This window comes from Kaistia algarum (assembly GCF_026343945.1).
Classification (GTDB): Bacteria; Pseudomonadota; Alphaproteobacteria; order Rhizobiales; family Kaistiaceae; genus Kaistia; species Kaistia algarum.
Genome location: NZ_JAPKNJ010000001.1, coordinates 469167 through 486497, shown reverse-complemented (window position 1 = coordinate 486497; position 17331 = coordinate 469167). Strand labels below are relative to the sequence as shown.

Genomic DNA, 17331 nt, shown 5'->3' with positions numbered 1-17331 from the left:
AGGTCAAAGCCTATCACGGCGCCGATAAAAGAAAAGCGAGGAGCAGGACGGGACGCCCACACGAACAAATGATCGTTTTGTCGCGAGGCCTGCCGCGCGCCACCCTGTTCATTCGACCGGGCAGCCTCTAGCTTCCCGCCATGTCGAGATTGCTGGCCGTCCTGTTCGCGCTCCTTGCCGCTGTCCCCGCTCATGCCGCCATCGGCGAATGGCAGGCGGGAGATCATGTTCGCCTCCGGCTGATCGCCGCCCGGTCGGCCGATGGAGTGGTGGACGGTGTCGTCGAGCTTGAACTGGACCCTGGCTGGAAGACCTATTGGCGCAGTCCGGGCGATTCCGGCATCCCGCCGCGGCTCGATTTCGGCGCCTCGACCGGCGTATCCGACCCGGCGATCGACTTTCCGGCGCCGGAGCGCTCCGACGACGGCTTTGCCGTCTCCAATGTCTATCACGGCAAGGTTGCGCTTCCCTTCCGCTTCGCCAAGACGGTCGCCGGCGGGCCGATCCGCCTCGAACTCGCTGCCGATCTTGGCGTCTGTGACGAGATCTGCCTGCCTGTCGCGCTGACGACCGGACTCGACGTGCCAGACGGAGAGAGCGACTCGGCGGCTGCCGCGCAGATCGCCGAAGCGCGGGCGGCGCTTCCCGGGCCGGGGCGTCCGGGGGAATTCGAGATCCTTTCGCTGAAGCGGGCCGGCGGCACCGACAAGCTGCCGGTCTTCGAGGCGGCGGTCCGCAGCCATAGCGCGGGCGATCCCGTGCTCTTCGCCGAGACACCGGCCGACTGGTATCCCGCTGCGCCGACGGCGACAGGCCCGGCTAAATCCGGGGAGGCGACGTTCCGCTTCGAGGTCGATCGGAAGACGGCGACGACGCCGCTGGCCGGCGCCGCCATCCGCCTGACGCTGAAAAATAGCGATGCTGCAACCGAGCGGAGTTTCCATCTCGACGCGAGCGGCTCGCCACAATAATCTCCCGGCGGCCGGCATTCGCCGATCCCCCACGCCCTATCAGGAGAGAGACATGACGATCTCGGTCGGAGACCGCCTGCCCGACGCCAAGTTTCGCGTGATGACGCCGGACGGCGTTGTCGAGAAATCGACCGCCGACATATTCGCCGGCAAGAAAGTTGTGCTTTTCGCTGTTCCGGGAGCCTTCACGCCGACCTGCCACCGCAACCATCTTCCGGGCTATGTGGAGCAGGAAGCGGCCATCAAGGCGAAGGGCGTCGACGAGATCGCGGTCGTCTCGGTCAATGATGTCTTCGTCATGGACGCCTGGTCCAAGGCCACCGGCGGCGAGGGCAAGATCCTCTTTCTGGCCGACGGCGCCGGCCTGTTCACGCAGGCGGTAGGCCTGACGCTCGATCTCGTGCCGGCGGGTCTCGGCCTTCGTTCGCAGCGCTATTCGATGATCGTCGAGGACGGCGTCGTGACGGCGCTCAACATCGAGGATGCGCCGGGCGTGAACGTCTCAGGCGCCGCCGCGGTCCTGGATATGCTCTGACCGCTTGCGCTGCGTCGCGCCGATGGTTAGCTAATGTCTTAGCTAACCATCGGAGGCGTCGCCGTGATCCGCGTCAAGATGCATGAGGCCAAGACCAACCTCTCCAAGCTGGCGGCGCTAGTCGAAGCCGGCGAGGAAATCACTGTGATGCGCGGCGACAAGCCGGTGATGAAGCTCGTGCCGATTTCGCCGCCTGCAAAGGCGCTGCGCGTGCCCGGTAGGTTTAAGGGCGTTTTTGAGCTGGATGACCGCTTCTTCGAGCCATTGCCGGACGAAGAGTTGGAGGCTTGGAACAATCCGAAGTGAGGCTCTTACTGGATACGCATGCCTGGATCTGGTGGAATACCGGAAGCCCGAGGCTGCCGCGGTCCATCGGGGCCGCAATCGCAACCAATGGCGACGGTGTCTTCGTTAGCGCCGCCTCGATATGGGAGACGGTCACCAAATATCGTCTCGGCAAGCTTCCAGAGGCCGAGCCGTTCGTCGCCGGCCTGGAGGAGGCGATCGATGCGGACGGATTTGTCCGTCTGGCGATCTCGACGGTTCACGCCTATCGAGCGGCGTCGTTCGATCATCCGCATAAGGATCCGTTCGATCGCCTGCTGATCGCCCAGGCGCTCGTCGAGGACATGGACATCGTCTCGAACGAGCGAATCTTCGACGCTTTTGGCGTCCGGCGGCTGTGGGAATAGCTAACCGGAGACCGAGGGGGCAGGGCGCTTCTTCGTCTTGAACGGCGCCATGCCTTCCCGCGCGAGCTCGTCGGCCTTCTCATTGGCATCGTTGCCGGCATGGCCCTTGACCCAGTGCCACGTCACCTTGTGGCGCTTCAGCGCCTCGTCGAGGCGTAGCCAGAGGTCGACATTCTTGACGGGCTTCTTGTCCGCCGTCTTCCAGCCGTTCTTCTTCCAGCCGTGAATCCAGCCGGTGATGCCGCCCTTCACATATTGGGAATCGGTGTGGAGATCGACGGCGCAGGGGCGGGAAAGCGCGCCGAGCGCCTCGATCGCGGCAGTCAGTTCCATGCGATTGTTGGTCGTATCCGCCTCGCCGCCGCTCAGAAGCTTCTCGCGGTCCCCATAGAGCAGCACCGCCCCCCAGCCTCCGGGCCCCGGATTGCCGGAACAGGCGCCATCGGTCCAGATCGCGACGCGTGCACTCTCGCTTTCGGTCATGCTCAAAGGTTCAATCCATAGGCTCCGGCATCCTCCACCGACTGGTGAAAGCGGAGCTTCTTCCAATATTCGAGGGGGTCCTTGGGCGCGACCAGCGCACCCGGCGGCACGTTCAACCAGTCATAAAGCCGCGTCAGCAGGAAGCGCAGTGCCGAGCCGCGGGCGAGGAGCGGCAACGCCTCGATCTCCTCGCTCGAAAGCGTCCGCACCTTGGCATAGCCGGCGAGCAGTGCCCGCGCCTTGGTAACGTTCAATGCGCCATCCACCTCGAAGCACCAGGCATTCAGGCAGATCGCGACGTCATAGGCGAGAAAGTCGTTGCAGGCGAAATAGAAGTCGATGAGGCCCGACAGCTCTCCCTTTAGGAAGAAGACGTTGTCGGGAAAGAGATCGGCATGGATGACGCCGCCAGGCAGTCCGATCGGCCACGACGGCTCCAGATGGCCAAGCTCGGCCAGGATGGCATCGGCGAGGCCGGGCAGGACCGTATTGGCCCGCTCAGCCGATCGCTCGAACAGCGGTCGCCAGCTATCGACTGACAGCGCATTGCGTCGGCCGATCGAGAAGCCCTCGCCGGCAAGGTGGAGGCGGGCCAGCGCCTCGCCGACCGCCGCGCAATGTTCGACGCGCGGCCGCCGGATCCACATGCCTTCCAGGAAAGTGACGATCGCGGCAGGTTTGCCGGCGAGCCGTCCGAGCGCCTCGCCCTGGCGGTTGCGCACCGGCCGGGGACAGGTCAGTCCGCGGGTCGCGAGATGATCCATGAGCCCGATGAAGAAGGGGAGGTCGTTGGCGTCGACCCGCTTCTCATAGAGCGTGAGGATATGCGGCCCGGCCTCGGTGACGATCAGATAGTTGGAGTTCTCGACGCCCTCCGCGATGCCCTTGACGGACAGAAGGGCACCCAGCTCGTATCCGGCGATGAAGCGTTCCAGCTCCTCGTCGGCAATCTCGGTATAGACGGCCATTCTTTTCTCGTTACTCGGCGGCCGAAAGGCGCAGCTCTCGTGGCAGGTTGAAGGCGATCGTCTCCTCGGCCGTCTTCACCAGTTCGACGCGGACGTCGAAACGAGCCGCGAAAGCATCGATCACCTCTTCGACGAGAATTTCGGGCGCCGAGGCGCCGGCGGTAACGCCAACGCGGCGGATGCCGGCTAGGCGGCTCCAATCAATGTCGCTGGCGCGCTGGATCAGAATCGAGACCGGGCAGCCCTCGCGCTCGGCGACTTCGCGCAGCCGCTGCGAATTGGAGGAATTGGGCGCGCCGACAACAATCATGGCATCGACGAGGCTCGCAATGCGCTTCACGGCCTCCTGGCGATTGGTCGTCGCATAGCAGATATCTTCCTTGTGCGGCGCCGTGATCGCCGGGAAGCGCTCGGTCAGCACCTTCACGATCGCCGCGGTGTCGTCGACCGACAGCGTTGTCTGGGTGATGTAGGCGAGGTTCTGCGCATCCTTCGGCTCGAAGCGCTCGGCGTCGGCCACCGTCTCGACCAGGCTGACAGCTCCCTCGGGCAATTGCCCCATCGTGCCGATCACCTCGGGATGACCGGCATGGCCGATCAGCACGATCTCGCGCTCCCGCTTGAAATGGATCTGCGCCTCCTTGTGGACCTTGGAGACGAGCGGGCAGGTGGCATCGAGGAAGAACATCTGCCGCGACCTGGCGTCCTCCGGCACGGATTTCGGCACACCATGCGCCGAGAACACGACCGGCTGGCCATCGTCCGGAATCTCGCTGAGTTCCTCGACAAACACCGCGCCCTTTTCGCGCAGCCCATCGACGACATAGCGGTTGTGGACGATCTCATGCCGCACATAGACCGGCGCGCCGAACTTCTTCAGCGCCAGCTCGACGATCTGGATCGCCCGGTCGACGCCGGCGCAGAAACCGCGCGGGGCCGAGAGCAAGATCTCCAGCGGTGGCTTCAGGTCGGCTGTCATGGCGGATCCGTCGCGAGGAACGGTCGGAATAGAGGGATGCGCAGCGGCGCTGTCAAGCGGCGCGAAGCGGATCAATCGTCGAGATATCCAGGCGGCGCTCTGCATGCCAGAGGTCATGTTCCGCCTGCATCCGTAGCCAGACTCGCCCTCCATCGCCGAAAAGCCGGCCGAGACGTAGCGCGACCATCGGCGTGACGGGCTGGCGACCGGCCAGGACATCGTAAAGTGTCTGGCGGGATATGCCGAGCCGCCGCGCCACTTCCGACTTGGACAGGCCTGTCGCGGGAATGACGATCTCATTCAGGAGTTCGCCGGGATGGGCAGGTTCGATGTCGGGGCTGCGAGCGATCGCTTCACCCATGATAGTCCTCCAGATCCACATCGACGGCATCCTCGCCGTCAAAGGCGAATGTCATTCGCCAGTTGCGAGATACGGTGACGGAAAAGCGCCCTGTCTGATCACCAACAAGAGCATGAAGTCCGAGCCCGGGGAGGTCCATTTCCTGTGGAATTGATGCCGCGTCCAGACGCGAAAGAACGAGGCGAATGCGCTTGATCCAATCCGGCCTCAGACCGGAGCTGTCGGCCTTCGTCCAATAGCGAGACAGAGCCTTGCTGCGGAAAGTCCGGATCATGTTCGCAATGTAAGGCGATGCCTTACAGAAATCAATCCGCAGCCTGACCACCTACGCGATCATGACCTCGTCCTCGCGGAACAGCAGCTTGCCGGCCTCCTGTGCCGTCATCGGCTGGCCGAAGAGCAGGCCCGAGGCGAATTCGCAGCCGAGATCGTAGAGATCCAGCGCATCGTCCTCGCTCTCTGCGCCCTCCGCCGTGACATCCATGCGCAGTTCATGGGCGAGGCCGATGATCGCCTTCAGGATCACGCGGCGATGCTTGGCCGTCGGGCCGCGCACGAAGCTCTGGTCGATCCGGAGCGTATCGAAGGGGAAGCGCTGCAGATAAGAAAGCGATGAATAGCCCGTGCCGAAATCGTCGAGCGCGAGGCCGGCGCCGAGTTCGCGCACGCGGGTCAGCACCTGCGCCGCATATTCGGGATTCTCCATCACCAGGCTCTCGGTGAATTCCAGCTTCAGCGATCCCCGCTGCAGCGCCGTGCGCGACAATACCGATTTCACGTCGTTGATCAGATCGTGCCGCAGCAATTGGCGGCTGGAAATGCCGACCGAGACGAAGAGCGGCACGTCGCGGCCGAGCTGCTCCTGCCAGTCCGAGAGCTGCTTGGCCGCGCGGTCGAGCACGAAGAGGCCGAGCGGCACTATCAGCCCGTTGCGTTCGGCGAGCGAGATGAAATCAGCCGGGGCGATGCGGCCATGCTTGGGATGATCCCAGCGCGCCTGCGCCTCGAAACCGGCGATCGTGCGATCCTCGAGCCGCACGACGGGGCGGTACAGAACCTTGATCTCCTCGCGGCCGATGGCACGGCGCAGATCCGCTTCCAGCGTCAGCGTGTCGGTGCCGTGCTCGCGCAGCGTCGGGCGATAGGCCTCGATCCGGTCGCCGCCGAGCCGCTTGGCGTAATACATCGCCATCTCGGCATCCTTGACGAGATCCTGGGCGTCACCCTGCTTGGCGTCGTACATCGAGATGCCAATCGAGGCGGTCAGGAAGATCTCCTTGTCGCCGAACGAGATCGGGGCGCGCAGCGTGCGGCGGACGGAATCGGCGAAGGCGGCGATGCGTTCGGGTTCGGCTTCCGAGATCAGCAGGAAAGCGAACTGGTCGCCCGAAAGCCGCGCCAGCGTGTCCTGTGGTTTCAGCAGGCGGGCGAGGCGGCGGGCGATGGTCAGGAGGATTGAATCGCCAACTGCGAGGCCGAAGCCGTCATTGACCTGTTTGAAGCGGTCGACATCGAGCATGAAGATAGAAGGTGCGGTCGAGCCTTCCGCCGCGGTGCGCAGGACAGCGCTGGAGACGCGGTCGGCGAAGAGCTCGCGGTTCGGCAGCCCGGTCAGGTTGTCGTGCACGGCATCATGGAGCAGCCGCTCCTCCGCGGTGCGCTCGTCGGTAACATCGCTGATCGTGCCGACGCAACGCAGCACCTCGCCGTCCGAGCCGATGACCGGGCGTGCCCGAAGATGGAACCAGCGATAGTGCCCATCCTCGGAACGGAGGCGGAAATCCTGGCTGATTCGGCCGCGTCGCTGCTCGACCACGGCGTCGAGCGTCGATTTAAAGCGGTCTCGATCCGCCGCGTGCAGCACTTCGAGCCAGTCGCGCGCCGGGCCTTCGAGCGTTCCGCGCTTCAGCCCGAGCAGGTCCTCGGCATCCGATCCCGTAAAGATGCGATCGCGGGCGACATCCCAGTCCCAGACGATGTCGCCGGCACCGACCAGGGCCAGCGCGCGTCGCTCCGTCTCGCCGATCGTTCCTTGCGCGATCGTCCCGCCGGCAAAGGCGTGCTGCATCACGGTAAAGCCGATCAGCAGCACGATCAGCACCAGCCCGCCATTCAGCGCGGGCTGGATCACGTCATTGGCCAGCGTGCCCGTCACGGTCAGATAGGCGCCGGCCAGCCAGACCATCAGCAGGACCCAGGTCGGGATCAGCATGATGGCGCGGTCGTAGTGGTGCAGCGACAGATAGACGATGACGATGAAGCCGAGCGACACCGTAAGGCCGAAGGAGAAGCGGGAGACGCCGGCGGCTATCCCGGGCTCGAACACCGCGACGCCGAGCAGGATCAGCAGGCCGACAAGCCAGGCGATGGTCGCGTGGCTGTAGCGCACATGCCATCGGTTGAGATTGAGATAGGTGTAGGTGAAGATCAGCAGCGACGCGGACAGGAGCACCTCGGCGAAGGCGCGCCACATCTTGTCGTCGCCGGGCGCGATCTGGATCACCTTGTTCCAGAAGCCGAAATCGATGCAGAGATAGATGAGCACCGACCAGGCCAGCGCGGCCGTCGCGGGGAACATCGCCGTTCCCTTCACCACGAAGACGATGGTGAGGAACAGCGCCAGCAGGCCGGAAATCCCCAGCACGATGCCGTGATAGAGCGTGAAAGAGTTGATCGAATCCTTGTACCCGTCCGGATCCCACAGATAGAGCTGCGGCAGGTTGGGCGTACGCAGTTCCGCCACGAAGGTCACGATGGCGCCGGGATCGAGCGTGATGCGGAAGACGTCCGCCTCCTGGCTCGGCTGGCGCTCCGGCGCGAAGCCCTGGCTGGGCGTTACGGCCGCGATGCGCGAAGCGCCGAGATCGGGGATCAGCAGGCCGGAATTGGCGAGACGGAAATGCGGCGCCACCAGCAGGCGGTCGATCTGCTCGTCGCCATTGTTGGAAAGCGCGAAATAAGCCCAGTAGGAGGTGCCGCCGGCCTGGTTGGAGCGCACCTCGATACGGCGGACGATACCATCCGCGCCCGGGGCCGTCGAAACCTGCACGCGGTCCGACGGGTCACGCGCAGCGTAATCGATGGCTTCGGTGAGATCGAGCGTCTTGCCGTCGAGCGGAACCGTAACAGCGTCCAGAGCCTCGACCCGGGATGCGGTTCCAGCGAGCGCGAACAGCACGATGCCGATCGCGGCGACAATACGGTTAAGCGACAAACAAACCTCCTGCACGCCGCCGATAGGTACTATTCCGCGGCATGGCAGTCCAAGGAATTTTCAATTGGATAGAAATCGTGAAGGCGGGAAACGATTTTGACCGCCCGCTGCGGGGAAGGCTTCAGGGACGGGGATCGTCGGCGACGATGGCGAAGAGCAGGTGGTCCTGCCAGCGACCGTCGATGCACAGATACCGGCGTGCGTAACCCTCGCGCGTAAATCCGGCTTTTTCGAGAAGGCGGATCGACGCGGCATTGTGCGGAAGGCAGGCGGCCTCCAGCCGGTGCAGGCGCAGCGTATCGAACACGAACGGGATCACCGATTTGGCGGCGGCCGTCATGAGACCCTTGCCCGCGAAGGGCTCGCCCATCCAGTAGCCGAGCGAGCAGGATTGGGTGACGCCGCGCACGACATGCGACAGCGTCAGTCCGCCAACAAGGGCAAGGTCCTGCGTACGAAAGACAAGGAAGGGAAAGCCGGTCGCCTCGTTGAGTTCGCGCTGATAGCGGCGGAGGCGCCTCCGGAACGCTGCACGCGTCAGATCGTCGATCGGCCAGACGGGCTCCCATGGCATCAGGAAGTCGCGGCTGCGGCCGCGCAGATCGGACCATGCGCCGTAGTCCGCCATGGTCGGCGCCCGGAGAATGACCGTCTCCGTTGCGATCATTGGCGCGGGCTGGAAGGGGACGACCGATCGCAGGAATTCCATCGTCGCCCCGCCGCTCCGCGCCTATGCCTCGACGCGGGATCCGAGGCGCTCGGCGATGCGGTCGCGGCTCGCAAGCTGCTCGATCGGCCCGATTGCCGCGATTGTAGGTGGAGCGCTCGTGAAGATCGTCTCCGCCAGCCGGCGAAGCCGCTCGACCGAAACGCCGTCGATCCGGGCGACGAGTTCCTCTGTGGTGATCGGGCGGCCAAACAGCAGCATCTGACGCGCCAACTGGCCGGCCCGTGCCGCCGGGCTCTCCAGGCTCATCAGGAGGCTCGCCCGCATCTGCGCCCGGGCACGGGAGAGTTCCGCCTCGTTGATATCGTGGCTGGCGCGCTCCAACTCGCCCAGCACCACCGGCATCAGGCGGCCGATATCCTCGGCTCCCGTCGCGGCATGGATGCCGAAAAGGCCGGTATCGGCGAAGCTCCAGTGGAAGGCATAGATCGAGTAGCAGAGCCCACGCTTCTCGCGTACCTCTTGGAAGAGGCGCGAGGACATGCCGCCGCCGAGCAGCGAGGCGAGGATCTGCACGGCGTGGAAATCCTCCGCCGGATAGGGCAGCCCCTCGAAACCGAGGAGGATCTGCGCCTCCATGAGCGGCCTTGCCTCGCGCACGTCGCCGCCGCGATAGCGGGCGGGAGGCGGGGGTGGCGTTTCCGAGGCCGGCAGGCTGGCGAAACGTTCCTCGGCGAGGTTGACGAGCGCGTCGTGATCGACCGCGCCAGCCGCCGACAGCACCATGGACGGTCCGTGATAATGCCGGTCGAGATAGGAGAACAGATGGTCGGAGCGGGTCTGGCGCACCGTCTCTTCCGTCCCGAGAATCGTGCGGCCGAGTGGCTGGTCGGGAAAGGCGCCCTCGATGAAGAAATCGAACACCCGGTCCTCAGGCGTATCGAGCGAGGCGCCGATCTCCTGCACGATGACATGCTGCTCGCGTTCGAGTTCTTCCTCGTCGAAGGTCGAATGGCAGAGGATGTCGCTCAATATGTCGACGGCGAGTCCGGCGTCCGGCTTCAGGATGCGAGCGTAATAGGATGTGGTCTCGACGCTCGTCGCGGCGTTGACCTCGCCGCCGACCGCCTCGATCTCCTCGGCGATGTCGGTCGCGGAACGGCGCGCGGTTCCCTTGAACGCCATGTGCTCAAGGAGGTGCGAAATGCCGTGCTCGGTCGGCGATTCGAGCCGAGAACCGGCACCGATCCAGACGCCGAGCGCCGCGCTTTCGAGATGATCCATCGCGTGTGTCGCGACCGTCAGGCCCGACGATAGCTTCGTGACACGAACCGTCATGCCGGAAGACCCGCGAAATGTCGCATCATGACTCAACCCTCTCCCGTACAGCGCGCGAGCGCTGCTCGACGAACGCGGCGATGCTCGCCGCGTCGTTCGGCAATGTGGCGAACCGCTCCTCGCGGTGCATGAGATCGCCCGTCCAGGCTGGAAGGGCGGGGCGCATACCGGTCGCGCGCTCGACGGCATCGGGGAACTTGGCCGGATGCGCGGTCGAAAGCGTCACCATCGGTGCCGATGAGCGGTCCTGCCGACCGGCGACCGAGAGCGCGACGGCGGTATGCGGGTCGGCGAGGTAGCCGGCCGAGGCGAGCATCTGGCGCAAGGTCGCCGCCGTCTCGTCTTCGCTCGCCCGTCCCGCTGTGAATTCCCGGCGGATCGTCGCGAGCGCCTCGGGCGGAACCGTGAACGCGCCGGACTGCGAGAGCCCGCCCAGCAGACGGCGAACCGTCTCGCCGTCGCGCCCGACCGCGTCGAAAAGCAGCCGCTCGAAATTGGATGAAACCTGAATGTCCATCGACGGCGAAGATGTCGGCACCACTGCGCTCGTCTCGTAACGGCCGCTTTCCAGCGTGCGGGCGAGGATGTCGTTGGTGTTGGTCGCGATCACCAATTGCTCGATCGGCAGGCCGATGCGCTTGGCGACATAGCCAGCAAAGACGTCGCCGAAATTGCCGGTCGGGACGGTGAAGGAGACGGATCGCGCTGGCGCTCCCAGTGAGAGCGCGGCCGAGACGTAATAGACGACCTGCGCCACGATCCGAGCCCAGTTGATCGAATTGACGCCGGAGAGCGAGACCCGGTCGCGGAAGCGATGATCGTTGAACAGCGTCTTCACAATCGCCTGGCAGTCGTCGAAGGTGCCTTCGACGGCGACGGCATGGACGTTCGGGTCGACGGTCGTCGTCATCTGGCGCTGCTGCACCGGCGACACGCGGCCCTTCGGGAACAGGATAAAGACATCGGTGGCAGAGCGCCCGCGGAAGGCCTCGATCGCCGCCCCGCCCGTATCGCCCGATGTCGCGCCGACGATGGTCGCCCGCTGGCCGCGCTCGGCGAGGACATGGTCCATCATCCGCGCGAGCAGCTGCATGGCGACATCCTTGAAGGCGAGCGTCGGTCCATGGAACAGCTCAAGGATGAATTCGTTCGGCCCGGTCTGGACGATCGGGGCTACGGCCGGATGGCGGAAGGTCGCATAGGCCTCGGCGCACATTGCCCGGAGCGCGGAATCAGCGATATCCCCGCCGACAAAGGGCCGGATCAAGGTGAAGGCGATTTCGTCATAGGGCCGCCCGGCCAGGGCGGCCAGGGCCTCGGCGGAAAAATGCGGCCATTCGGCCGGAACATACAGCCCGCCGTCTCGTGCGAGTCCGGCGAGGAGAACATCGGAGAAGCCGAGCGCGGGGGCTTGACCTCGCGTGCTCACATATATCACGGAACTGACGCCTCCTCGTGACAGACCGCCTGTGGCGAGCCGCCGTACCGACAACCTATCGCCGCGCAGCCAAGCCGGCAAGGCGGACGAATTTTTGGGCGACGGTCACTAAGTCGCCAAAGATCGAGGGGACTGTTATAGAGATCGCGCTTCAGCGTCGAGGATTATCAGGATGCTTCTTTCGTCCGGCGGCAGCGCGGCGATTTCGTGCCGTAATTTGAGCCTTGTGGCATTGGCGGCGATAGGGCTCGCCGGATGCGGCAGCACGGCTGAGAACACCGGCACTGCCGGCAATGCTGTTACTAACGCGGTATTCGGCGCGCCGAACACGGCCCAGCAGGGCGCGATCGTCGTCAATGCCGAGAATTTCGGCTTCACCAGCACGACGGACTGTCCGCCGGTCGCGATCCGTCCCGGCACCGAGTCGGTCGTCACCTATCAGGCGGGCCAGAAGATCAATCCCGAACTCGGCGAGAAGCCGACGGTCCAGTACCAGTCCACCATAGTCGATACGGCCCGCGAATGCCGCAAGACGGCGACCGGCGTCGCCGTCAAGGTCGGCGTCAAGGGCCGCACCGTGGCAGGGCCAGCGGGCAAGGCCGGAACGGTCACGCTGCCGATCCGGATCGTGGTCATGCAGGGCACCGACAAGGTCGTGAAGTCGGAACTCTACAAGGTCCCGGTCAGCCTTCAGGAACCGGATCTCGCCGCGAACTTCACGAAGATCGACGACACGATCGAATTGCCCATCGCCCCCGGCAATACCGATTATCGCATCTATGTCGGGTTCGACGATAGCGGCGCCAAGAAGCGCGGCGGCTAGAGGCTGCATGGCAGATCGGCGCGCTGCGCCGATTGACTCGGCCGCGCCACTCCCTAGAGTAAAAGGCAAGCTGGATTCGCGTCGAAGTCCAGTTTGCAAGTCGCTGCAAGGCGGCTGGCCCAACGATCGCCGGGAGAGTCCGGCCGGTGAAAACCGGTCCGGCGCCGAAGGAGCAACCGCCCCGGAAACTCTCAGGCATAAGGACCGGACGGTCGTCGACGCTCTGGAAAGCAGCCCTTCGTTGCGAAGGGCTCACCGAAGGAGCAGCCGTGCCCGCAGGGGCGCGGGAAATCTCTCAGGTTCTCGGACAGAGGGGGCGCGGTGGATCCGATTTCGGATCGTGTCGTGCTGACTCTGGCTTCCGGGACCCTTGATGACCGAAAATTCCGAGACTGACCTGCTGGAGACGCCGCTCGCGTCGCTCCATCGCGAACTGGGCGCCCGCATGGTACCATTCGCCGGCTATTCCATGCCGGTGCAATATCCCAAGGGCATCCTGACCGAGCACAACTGGACGCGCGAAAACGCCGGCCTGTTCGATGTCTCGCATATGGGGCAGGCCCTGCTCATCGGTCCGGACCATGAAACGACGGCCAGGGCACTGGAGGCGCTGACGCCGGGCGACTTTCAGGCGCTGGCTCCCGGCCGTGTCCGCTACACGCTGCTGACCACCGATCATGGCGGCATCATCGACGATCTGATGGTGACCCGCCCTGCCGATCCGGCCGAGGACGGCACGCTCGGCGTGATCGTCAATGCCGGCCGCAAGACCATCGACTACGCCCATTTCGCTGCCCGCCTGCCACATGGCGTCCGGCTCGATGTTGCCGAGGACCGCGCCTTGCTGGCGCTGCAGGGTCCGAAGGCCGCGGAAGTTTTCGCGCGCCATTGCCCGGCCGCCGCCGGCATGGGCTTCATGACGTCGATCCGCACCGAGGTGGACGGGGTCGAAGCGATCATCAGCCGCTCGGGCTATACCGGCGAGGACGGCTACGAGATTTCGGTGCCTGGCCGCGCGGCCGAGGCCGTCGCCCGGGCGCTGCTCGCCGAACCGGAGGTCGAGCCGATCGGCCTCGGCGCCCGCGATTCGCTGCGGCTCGAGGCCGGGCTCTGCCTTTATGGCCACGATATCGACGAGGTGACGTCGCCCGCTGAGGCTGATCTCGGTTTCGCCATCGCCAAGCGCCGCCGCGTTGAAGGCGGATTTCCGGGCGCCGACCGCATCCTCGGCGAACTCGCCGACGGTGCGCCGCGCCTCCGCGTCGGCATCCGGCCCGAGGGCAGGGCGCCGGCCCGCGAGGGCACCGAGATCCGCAACGCACAGGGATCCGTCATCGGCATCGTCACCTCGGGCGGCTTCGGCCCGACCGTCGGCGGCCCGATCGCCATGGGCTATGTCGCCGCCGACTATGCCGCGCCGGGCACGCCCGTCTTCCTCTCCGTCCGCGGCAAGGATCTTGCTGCGCGCGTCGAGGCCTTGCCCTTCGTTCCGCACCGCTATTACCGCAAGCCTTCCGTCTGAACCGCCACCGGGGAACCCTCCATGACGACCTATTTCACCAAGGACCATGAGTGGATCCGCATCGACGGCGATATCGCGACCGTCGGGATCACCGATTTCGCCCAGTCGCAGCTCGGCGATGTCGTCTATGTCGAGCTGCCGGAAATCGGCAAGGCACTCGTCAAGGGCGATGAGGCAGCCGTCGTCGAATCGGTCAAGGCGGCAAGCGAAGTGTTCGCGCCGGTTTCGGGCGTGGTCGAGGCGGTGAACGCCTCGCTCACCGAGGAGCCCGGCAAGATCAATGAGAGCCCGGAAGCCGAAGGCTGGTTCGTCAAGCTGAAGCTCACCGCTTCGGATGAACTCGCCGAGCTGATGGACGAAGAAGCCTACAAGGTCTTCGTCGAGACGCTTTAGCAACCCGGCCGGTTTCGGCGAAGAGAACCCAATCGATGCGCTTTCTCCCCCATTCCGAGGCCGATCGCGGCGCCATGCTGGCGAAGATCGGCGTTGCCTCGATCGACGAGCTTTTCGCCGATATCCCGGCGCGGCTGCGCGTCAAGGGGCTCGATCTCCCGAGCGTCGCCGGCGAAATGTCGGTCGAGCGGACGCTCGGCCGCATGGCCGCGAAGAATGTGCCGGCCTCGTCCGTGCCGTTCTTCGTCGGCGCCGGCGCCTACAAGCACCATGTCCCGGCAAGCGTCGATCATCTGATCCAACGCTCGGAATTTCTGACGTCCTATACGCCGTACCAGCCCGAGATCACGCAGGGGACCCTGCAGGTCCTGTTCGAGTTCCAGACGCAGGTCGCAAACCTGACCGGCATGGAGGTCGCCAACGCCTCCATGTATGACGGTTCGACGGCAACGGCCGAAGCCGTGCTGATGGCGCACCGCGTCACCAAGCGGAAGAAGGCGGTCCTGGCCGGTGGCCTGCATCCGCATTATCGCGCCGTCGTCGAAACCACTTCGGCCATGGCCGGCGACGCCGTCGTGGCGCTGCCGCCCGATCCCACCGCGACCGAAGATATCCTCGCGGCAATCGACGGCGAGACGTCCTGCGTCGTCGTGCAGTCGCCCTCCTTCTACGGCCATCTGATCGACCTCGCTCCGATCGCGCAGAAGGCGCATTCGGTCGGTGCGCTGCTCGTCGCCGTCTTCACCGAGGCGATGTCGCTCGGCCTCGTCGAGCCGCCGGGAGCGCAGGGCGCCGACATCGTCGTCGGCGAGGGCCAGTCGATCGGCAATCCGCTGACTTTCGGCGGGCCCTATGTCGGCCTGTTCGCGACCCGGCAGAAATTCGTCCGCCAGATGCCGGGCCGGCTCTGCGGCGAGACGGTGGATGCGGAAGGCCGGCGCGGCTTCGTGCTGACGCTGTCGACCCGCGAGCAGCATATCCGCCGCGACAAGGCGACCTCGAATATCTGCACCAATTCCGGCCTCTGCGCGCTGGCGTTCACCATCCACATGACGCTGCTCGGCGAAAAGGGGCTCGGCCGTGTCGCGCGGATCAACCACGCCAACGCCGTCGAACTCGCTGAGATGCTGGTCGAGGTTCCGGGCGTAGCCCTCCTAAACGATTCGTTCTTCAACGAATTCACCCTGCGGCTGCCGAAGGACGCCGCCGAGGTGGTCGAGGCGCTCGCGGCACGCGGCATCCTCGCCGGCGTGCCGGTCTCGCGGCTTGAGCCGGGCCGGCCCGAACTCGCCAACCTCCTCGTCGTCGCGTCGACCGAGGTAAACACCGTCGAGGATCGCACGACCTTCGCCGCCGCGCTTCAGGAGGTGCTCGCATGACCATGAACACCCACGGCCGTCCGACCGCTCCCGGCGAGGCAGCCATCACCAATTCCGACACCTTCACCGGCAACCGCGCCCTCCAGATCGAGGAAGCGCTGCTGTTCGAGATCGGCCGGCATGACGTCACCGGCGTCGATTTCGACGAGCCGGAGGCCTTCACCCCGCGTCTCGGCAAGCTGGCCCGTAAGGCGCCGATCGATCTTCCCGGCCTCTCCGAGCCGGAGGCGGTGCGCCATTATGTGCGCCTCTCCCAGAAGAACTATTCGATCGACAGCGGTCTCTATCCGCTCGGTTCGTGCACGATGAAACACAATCCGCGCCTCAACGAGAAGATGGCGCGGCTGCCGGGACTCGGCGACATCCATCCGCTGCAGCCGCTTTCGACCGTTCCCGGGGCGGTCGAGCTGATGTCCGAACTCGGCCGCTGGCTGCTCGAAATGACCGGCATGACCTCCGTGGCGCTCTCGCCGAAGGCCGGCGCCCATGGCGAACTCTGCGGCATGATGGCGATCAAGGCCGCGATCGCCGCCAAGGGCGAGCCGCGCGACATCGTGCTGGTGCCGGAATCGGCGCATGGCACCAATCCGGCGACGGCGGCGCTGATCGGCTTCAAGGTCGTGACCGTTCCGGCTCGCGCCGATGGCACGGTCGACCCCGAGGCGGTGAAGGCGCTGCTCTCGCCGCAGGTCGCGGCGATCATGCTGACCAACCCGAACACCTGCGGCCTGTTCGAGCGCGACGTGGTCGAGATCGCCGCGGCGGTGCATGAGGCGGGTGCCTATTTCTATTGCGACGGCGCCAATTTCAACGCGATCGTCGGCAAGGCCAAGGTCGGTGAGCTCGGCGTCGATGCCATGCACATCAACCTGCACAAGACCTTCTCGACGCCGCATGGCGGCGGCGGTCCGGGCGCCGGCCCAGTGGTGTTCTCCGAGCGCCTCGCCGCCTTCGCGCCGTTGCCCTTCATCCGCATTGAGGCCGAGGGACCTGTGCTGGTCGAGAGCGACACGGAGTTGAAGCCCGGTGAGACGCCGTTCGGCCGCATGGTCGCTTTCCATGGCCAGATGGGTATGTTCGTGCGCGCGCTCTCCTACATGCTCTCGCATGGCGGCGACGGCCTGCGGCAGGCCTCCGAGGATGCTGTCCTCAACGCGAATTATGTTCGCGTCGGCCTGCGCGATCTGATGAGCCAGCCTTCCGGCGACCGCACCTGCATGCATGAGGTGCTGTTCGACGACCATTTCCTGGACGGGACGGGCGTCACCACGCTCGATTTCGCCAAGGCGATGATCGACGAGGGATATCATCCGATGACGATGTATTTCCCGCTCGTCGTGCACGGCGCCATGCTGATCGAGCCGACGGAATCGGAATCGAAGGCGTCGCTCGACCTCTTTGTCGCGACGCTGCGCGATCTGGTCATGAAGGCGAAGTCGGGCGACACGGCGATGTTCCATGAAGCGCCGCGCTTCGCGCCGCGCCGCCGTCTCGACGAGACCAAGGCGGCGCGCTCGCCGAAGCTTAAATGGGAAAAGCCACAGCCCTGGTCCGAAGCGGCGGAGTAA

18 protein-coding genes and 1 riboswitch are annotated in these 17331 nt (G+C 65.3%); of the genes, 9 read left to right on the top strand and 9 right to left on the bottom strand.

The features are described 5' to 3' along the window. Window positions 1–140 precede the first annotated feature (140 nt). The 4 genes from OSH05_RS02505 to OSH05_RS02490 all read left to right on the top strand — a co-directional run bounded on the left by OSH05_RS02505 (window position 141) and on the right by OSH05_RS02490 (window position 2198). Window positions 141–971 carry a protein-disulfide reductase DsbD domain-containing protein gene (locus tag OSH05_RS02505; protein WP_104218679.1) on the top strand — a complete coding sequence of 277 codons (831 nt, stop codon included), beginning with the start codon at window positions 141–143 and terminating at the stop codon, window positions 969–971. A gap of 52 nt (window positions 972–1023) precedes the next feature. After that, window positions 1024–1506: a peroxiredoxin gene (locus OSH05_RS02500; protein WP_104218678.1), complete on the top strand. Its 483-nt coding sequence runs from the start codon at window positions 1024–1026 to the stop codon at window positions 1504–1506. A gap of 63 nt (window positions 1507–1569) precedes the next feature. Then, complete coding sequence (locus tag OSH05_RS02495) at window positions 1570–1812, top strand: type II toxin-antitoxin system Phd/YefM family antitoxin (protein WP_104218677.1); 243 nt, start codon at window positions 1570–1572, stop codon at window positions 1810–1812. Next, the gene (locus tag OSH05_RS02490) at window positions 1809–2198 is read left to right on the top strand and encodes a type II toxin-antitoxin system VapC family toxin (protein ID WP_104218676.1); all 390 of its coding nucleotides are present in this window, start codon (window positions 1809–1811) and stop codon (window positions 2196–2198) included. Before OSH05_RS02495 ends, OSH05_RS02490 begins: the two co-directional genes overlap by 4 nt. Here the strand turns inward: OSH05_RS02490 and rnhA are convergent, their stop codons facing one another. From rnhA to thrC, 9 genes are all read right to left on the bottom strand, one after another. After that, entirely contained in the window at window positions 2199–2681 is a 483-nt protein-coding gene (gene rnhA / locus OSH05_RS02485) for a ribonuclease HI (protein ID WP_104218675.1), read from the bottom strand. 2 nt (window positions 2682–2683) lie between these two features. Further along, entirely contained in the window at window positions 2684–3649 is a 966-nt protein-coding gene (locus OSH05_RS02480) for a homoserine kinase (RefSeq protein WP_104218674.1), read from the bottom strand. Between the two features lie 10 nt (window positions 3650–3659). Continuing rightward, window positions 3660–4628: a 4-hydroxy-3-methylbut-2-enyl diphosphate reductase gene (gene ispH / locus OSH05_RS02475; RefSeq protein ID WP_104218836.1), complete on the bottom strand. Its 969-nt coding sequence runs from the start codon at window positions 4626–4628 to the stop codon at window positions 3660–3662. Window positions 4629–4680: 52 nt separating this feature from the next. Then, window positions 4681–4989, bottom strand: a complete 309-nt coding sequence (locus tag OSH05_RS02470) for a HigA family addiction module antitoxin (RefSeq protein WP_104218673.1) — start codon at window positions 4987–4989, stop codon at window positions 4681–4683. Continuing rightward, window positions 4982–5263 carry a type II toxin-antitoxin system RelE/ParE family toxin gene (locus OSH05_RS02465; protein ID WP_104218835.1) on the bottom strand — a complete coding sequence of 94 codons (282 nt, stop codon included), beginning with the start codon at window positions 5261–5263 and terminating at the stop codon, window positions 4982–4984. Before OSH05_RS02465 ends, OSH05_RS02470 begins: the two co-directional genes overlap by 8 nt. Window positions 5264–5314: 51 nt before the next feature. Then, complete coding sequence (locus OSH05_RS02460; RefSeq protein WP_104218672.1) at window positions 5315–8203, bottom strand: EAL domain-containing protein; 2889 nt, start codon at window positions 8201–8203, stop codon at window positions 5315–5317. A 121-nt stretch (window positions 8204–8324) separates the two neighbouring features. After that, window positions 8325–8912, bottom strand: coding sequence for a GNAT family N-acetyltransferase (locus OSH05_RS02455; protein ID WP_104218671.1), 588 nt, complete (start codon window positions 8910–8912; stop codon window positions 8325–8327). 21 nt (window positions 8913–8933) lie between these two features. Further along, the gene (locus OSH05_RS02450) at window positions 8934–10208 is read right to left on the bottom strand and encodes a M16 family metallopeptidase (RefSeq protein ID WP_104218670.1); all 1275 of its coding nucleotides are present in this window, start codon (window positions 10206–10208) and stop codon (window positions 8934–8936) included. A gap of 25 nt (window positions 10209–10233) precedes the next feature. Continuing rightward, window positions 10234–11646: a threonine synthase gene (gene thrC, locus OSH05_RS02445; RefSeq protein ID WP_104218669.1), complete on the bottom strand. Its 1413-nt coding sequence runs from the start codon at window positions 11644–11646 to the stop codon at window positions 10234–10236. Window positions 11647–11818: 172 nt separating this feature from the next. Here thrC and OSH05_RS02440 point away from each other — a divergent pair, with 172 nt between their 5' ends. From OSH05_RS02440 to gcvPB, 5 genes are all read left to right on the top strand, one after another. Then, on the top strand, window positions 11819–12469 hold the full coding sequence (locus tag OSH05_RS02440) for a hypothetical protein (RefSeq protein ID WP_104218668.1): 651 nt from the start codon (window positions 11819–11821) through the stop codon (window positions 12467–12469). Between the two features lie 120 nt (window positions 12470–12589). Continuing rightward, window positions 12590–12687: riboswitch (glycine riboswitch) on the top strand. 155 nt (window positions 12688–12842) lie between these two features. Beyond that, complete coding sequence (gene gcvT / locus OSH05_RS02435) at window positions 12843–13991, top strand: glycine cleavage system aminomethyltransferase GcvT (protein WP_104218667.1); 1149 nt, start codon at window positions 12843–12845, stop codon at window positions 13989–13991. 21 nt (window positions 13992–14012) lie between these two features. After that, window positions 14013–14384: a glycine cleavage system protein GcvH gene (gene gcvH, locus OSH05_RS02430; protein ID WP_104218666.1), complete on the top strand. Its 372-nt coding sequence runs from the start codon at window positions 14013–14015 to the stop codon at window positions 14382–14384. Window positions 14385–14419: 35 nt separating this feature from the next. Beyond that, window positions 14420–15763: an aminomethyl-transferring glycine dehydrogenase subunit GcvPA gene (gene gcvPA / locus OSH05_RS02425; RefSeq protein ID WP_104218665.1), complete on the top strand. Its 1344-nt coding sequence runs from the start codon at window positions 14420–14422 to the stop codon at window positions 15761–15763. Beyond that, the gene (gene gcvPB, locus OSH05_RS02420) at window positions 15760–17331 is read left to right on the top strand and encodes an aminomethyl-transferring glycine dehydrogenase subunit GcvPB (RefSeq protein WP_104218664.1); all 1572 of its coding nucleotides are present in this window, start codon (window positions 15760–15762) and stop codon (window positions 17329–17331) included. The genes gcvPA and gcvPB overlap by 4 nt, the downstream gene beginning before the upstream one ends.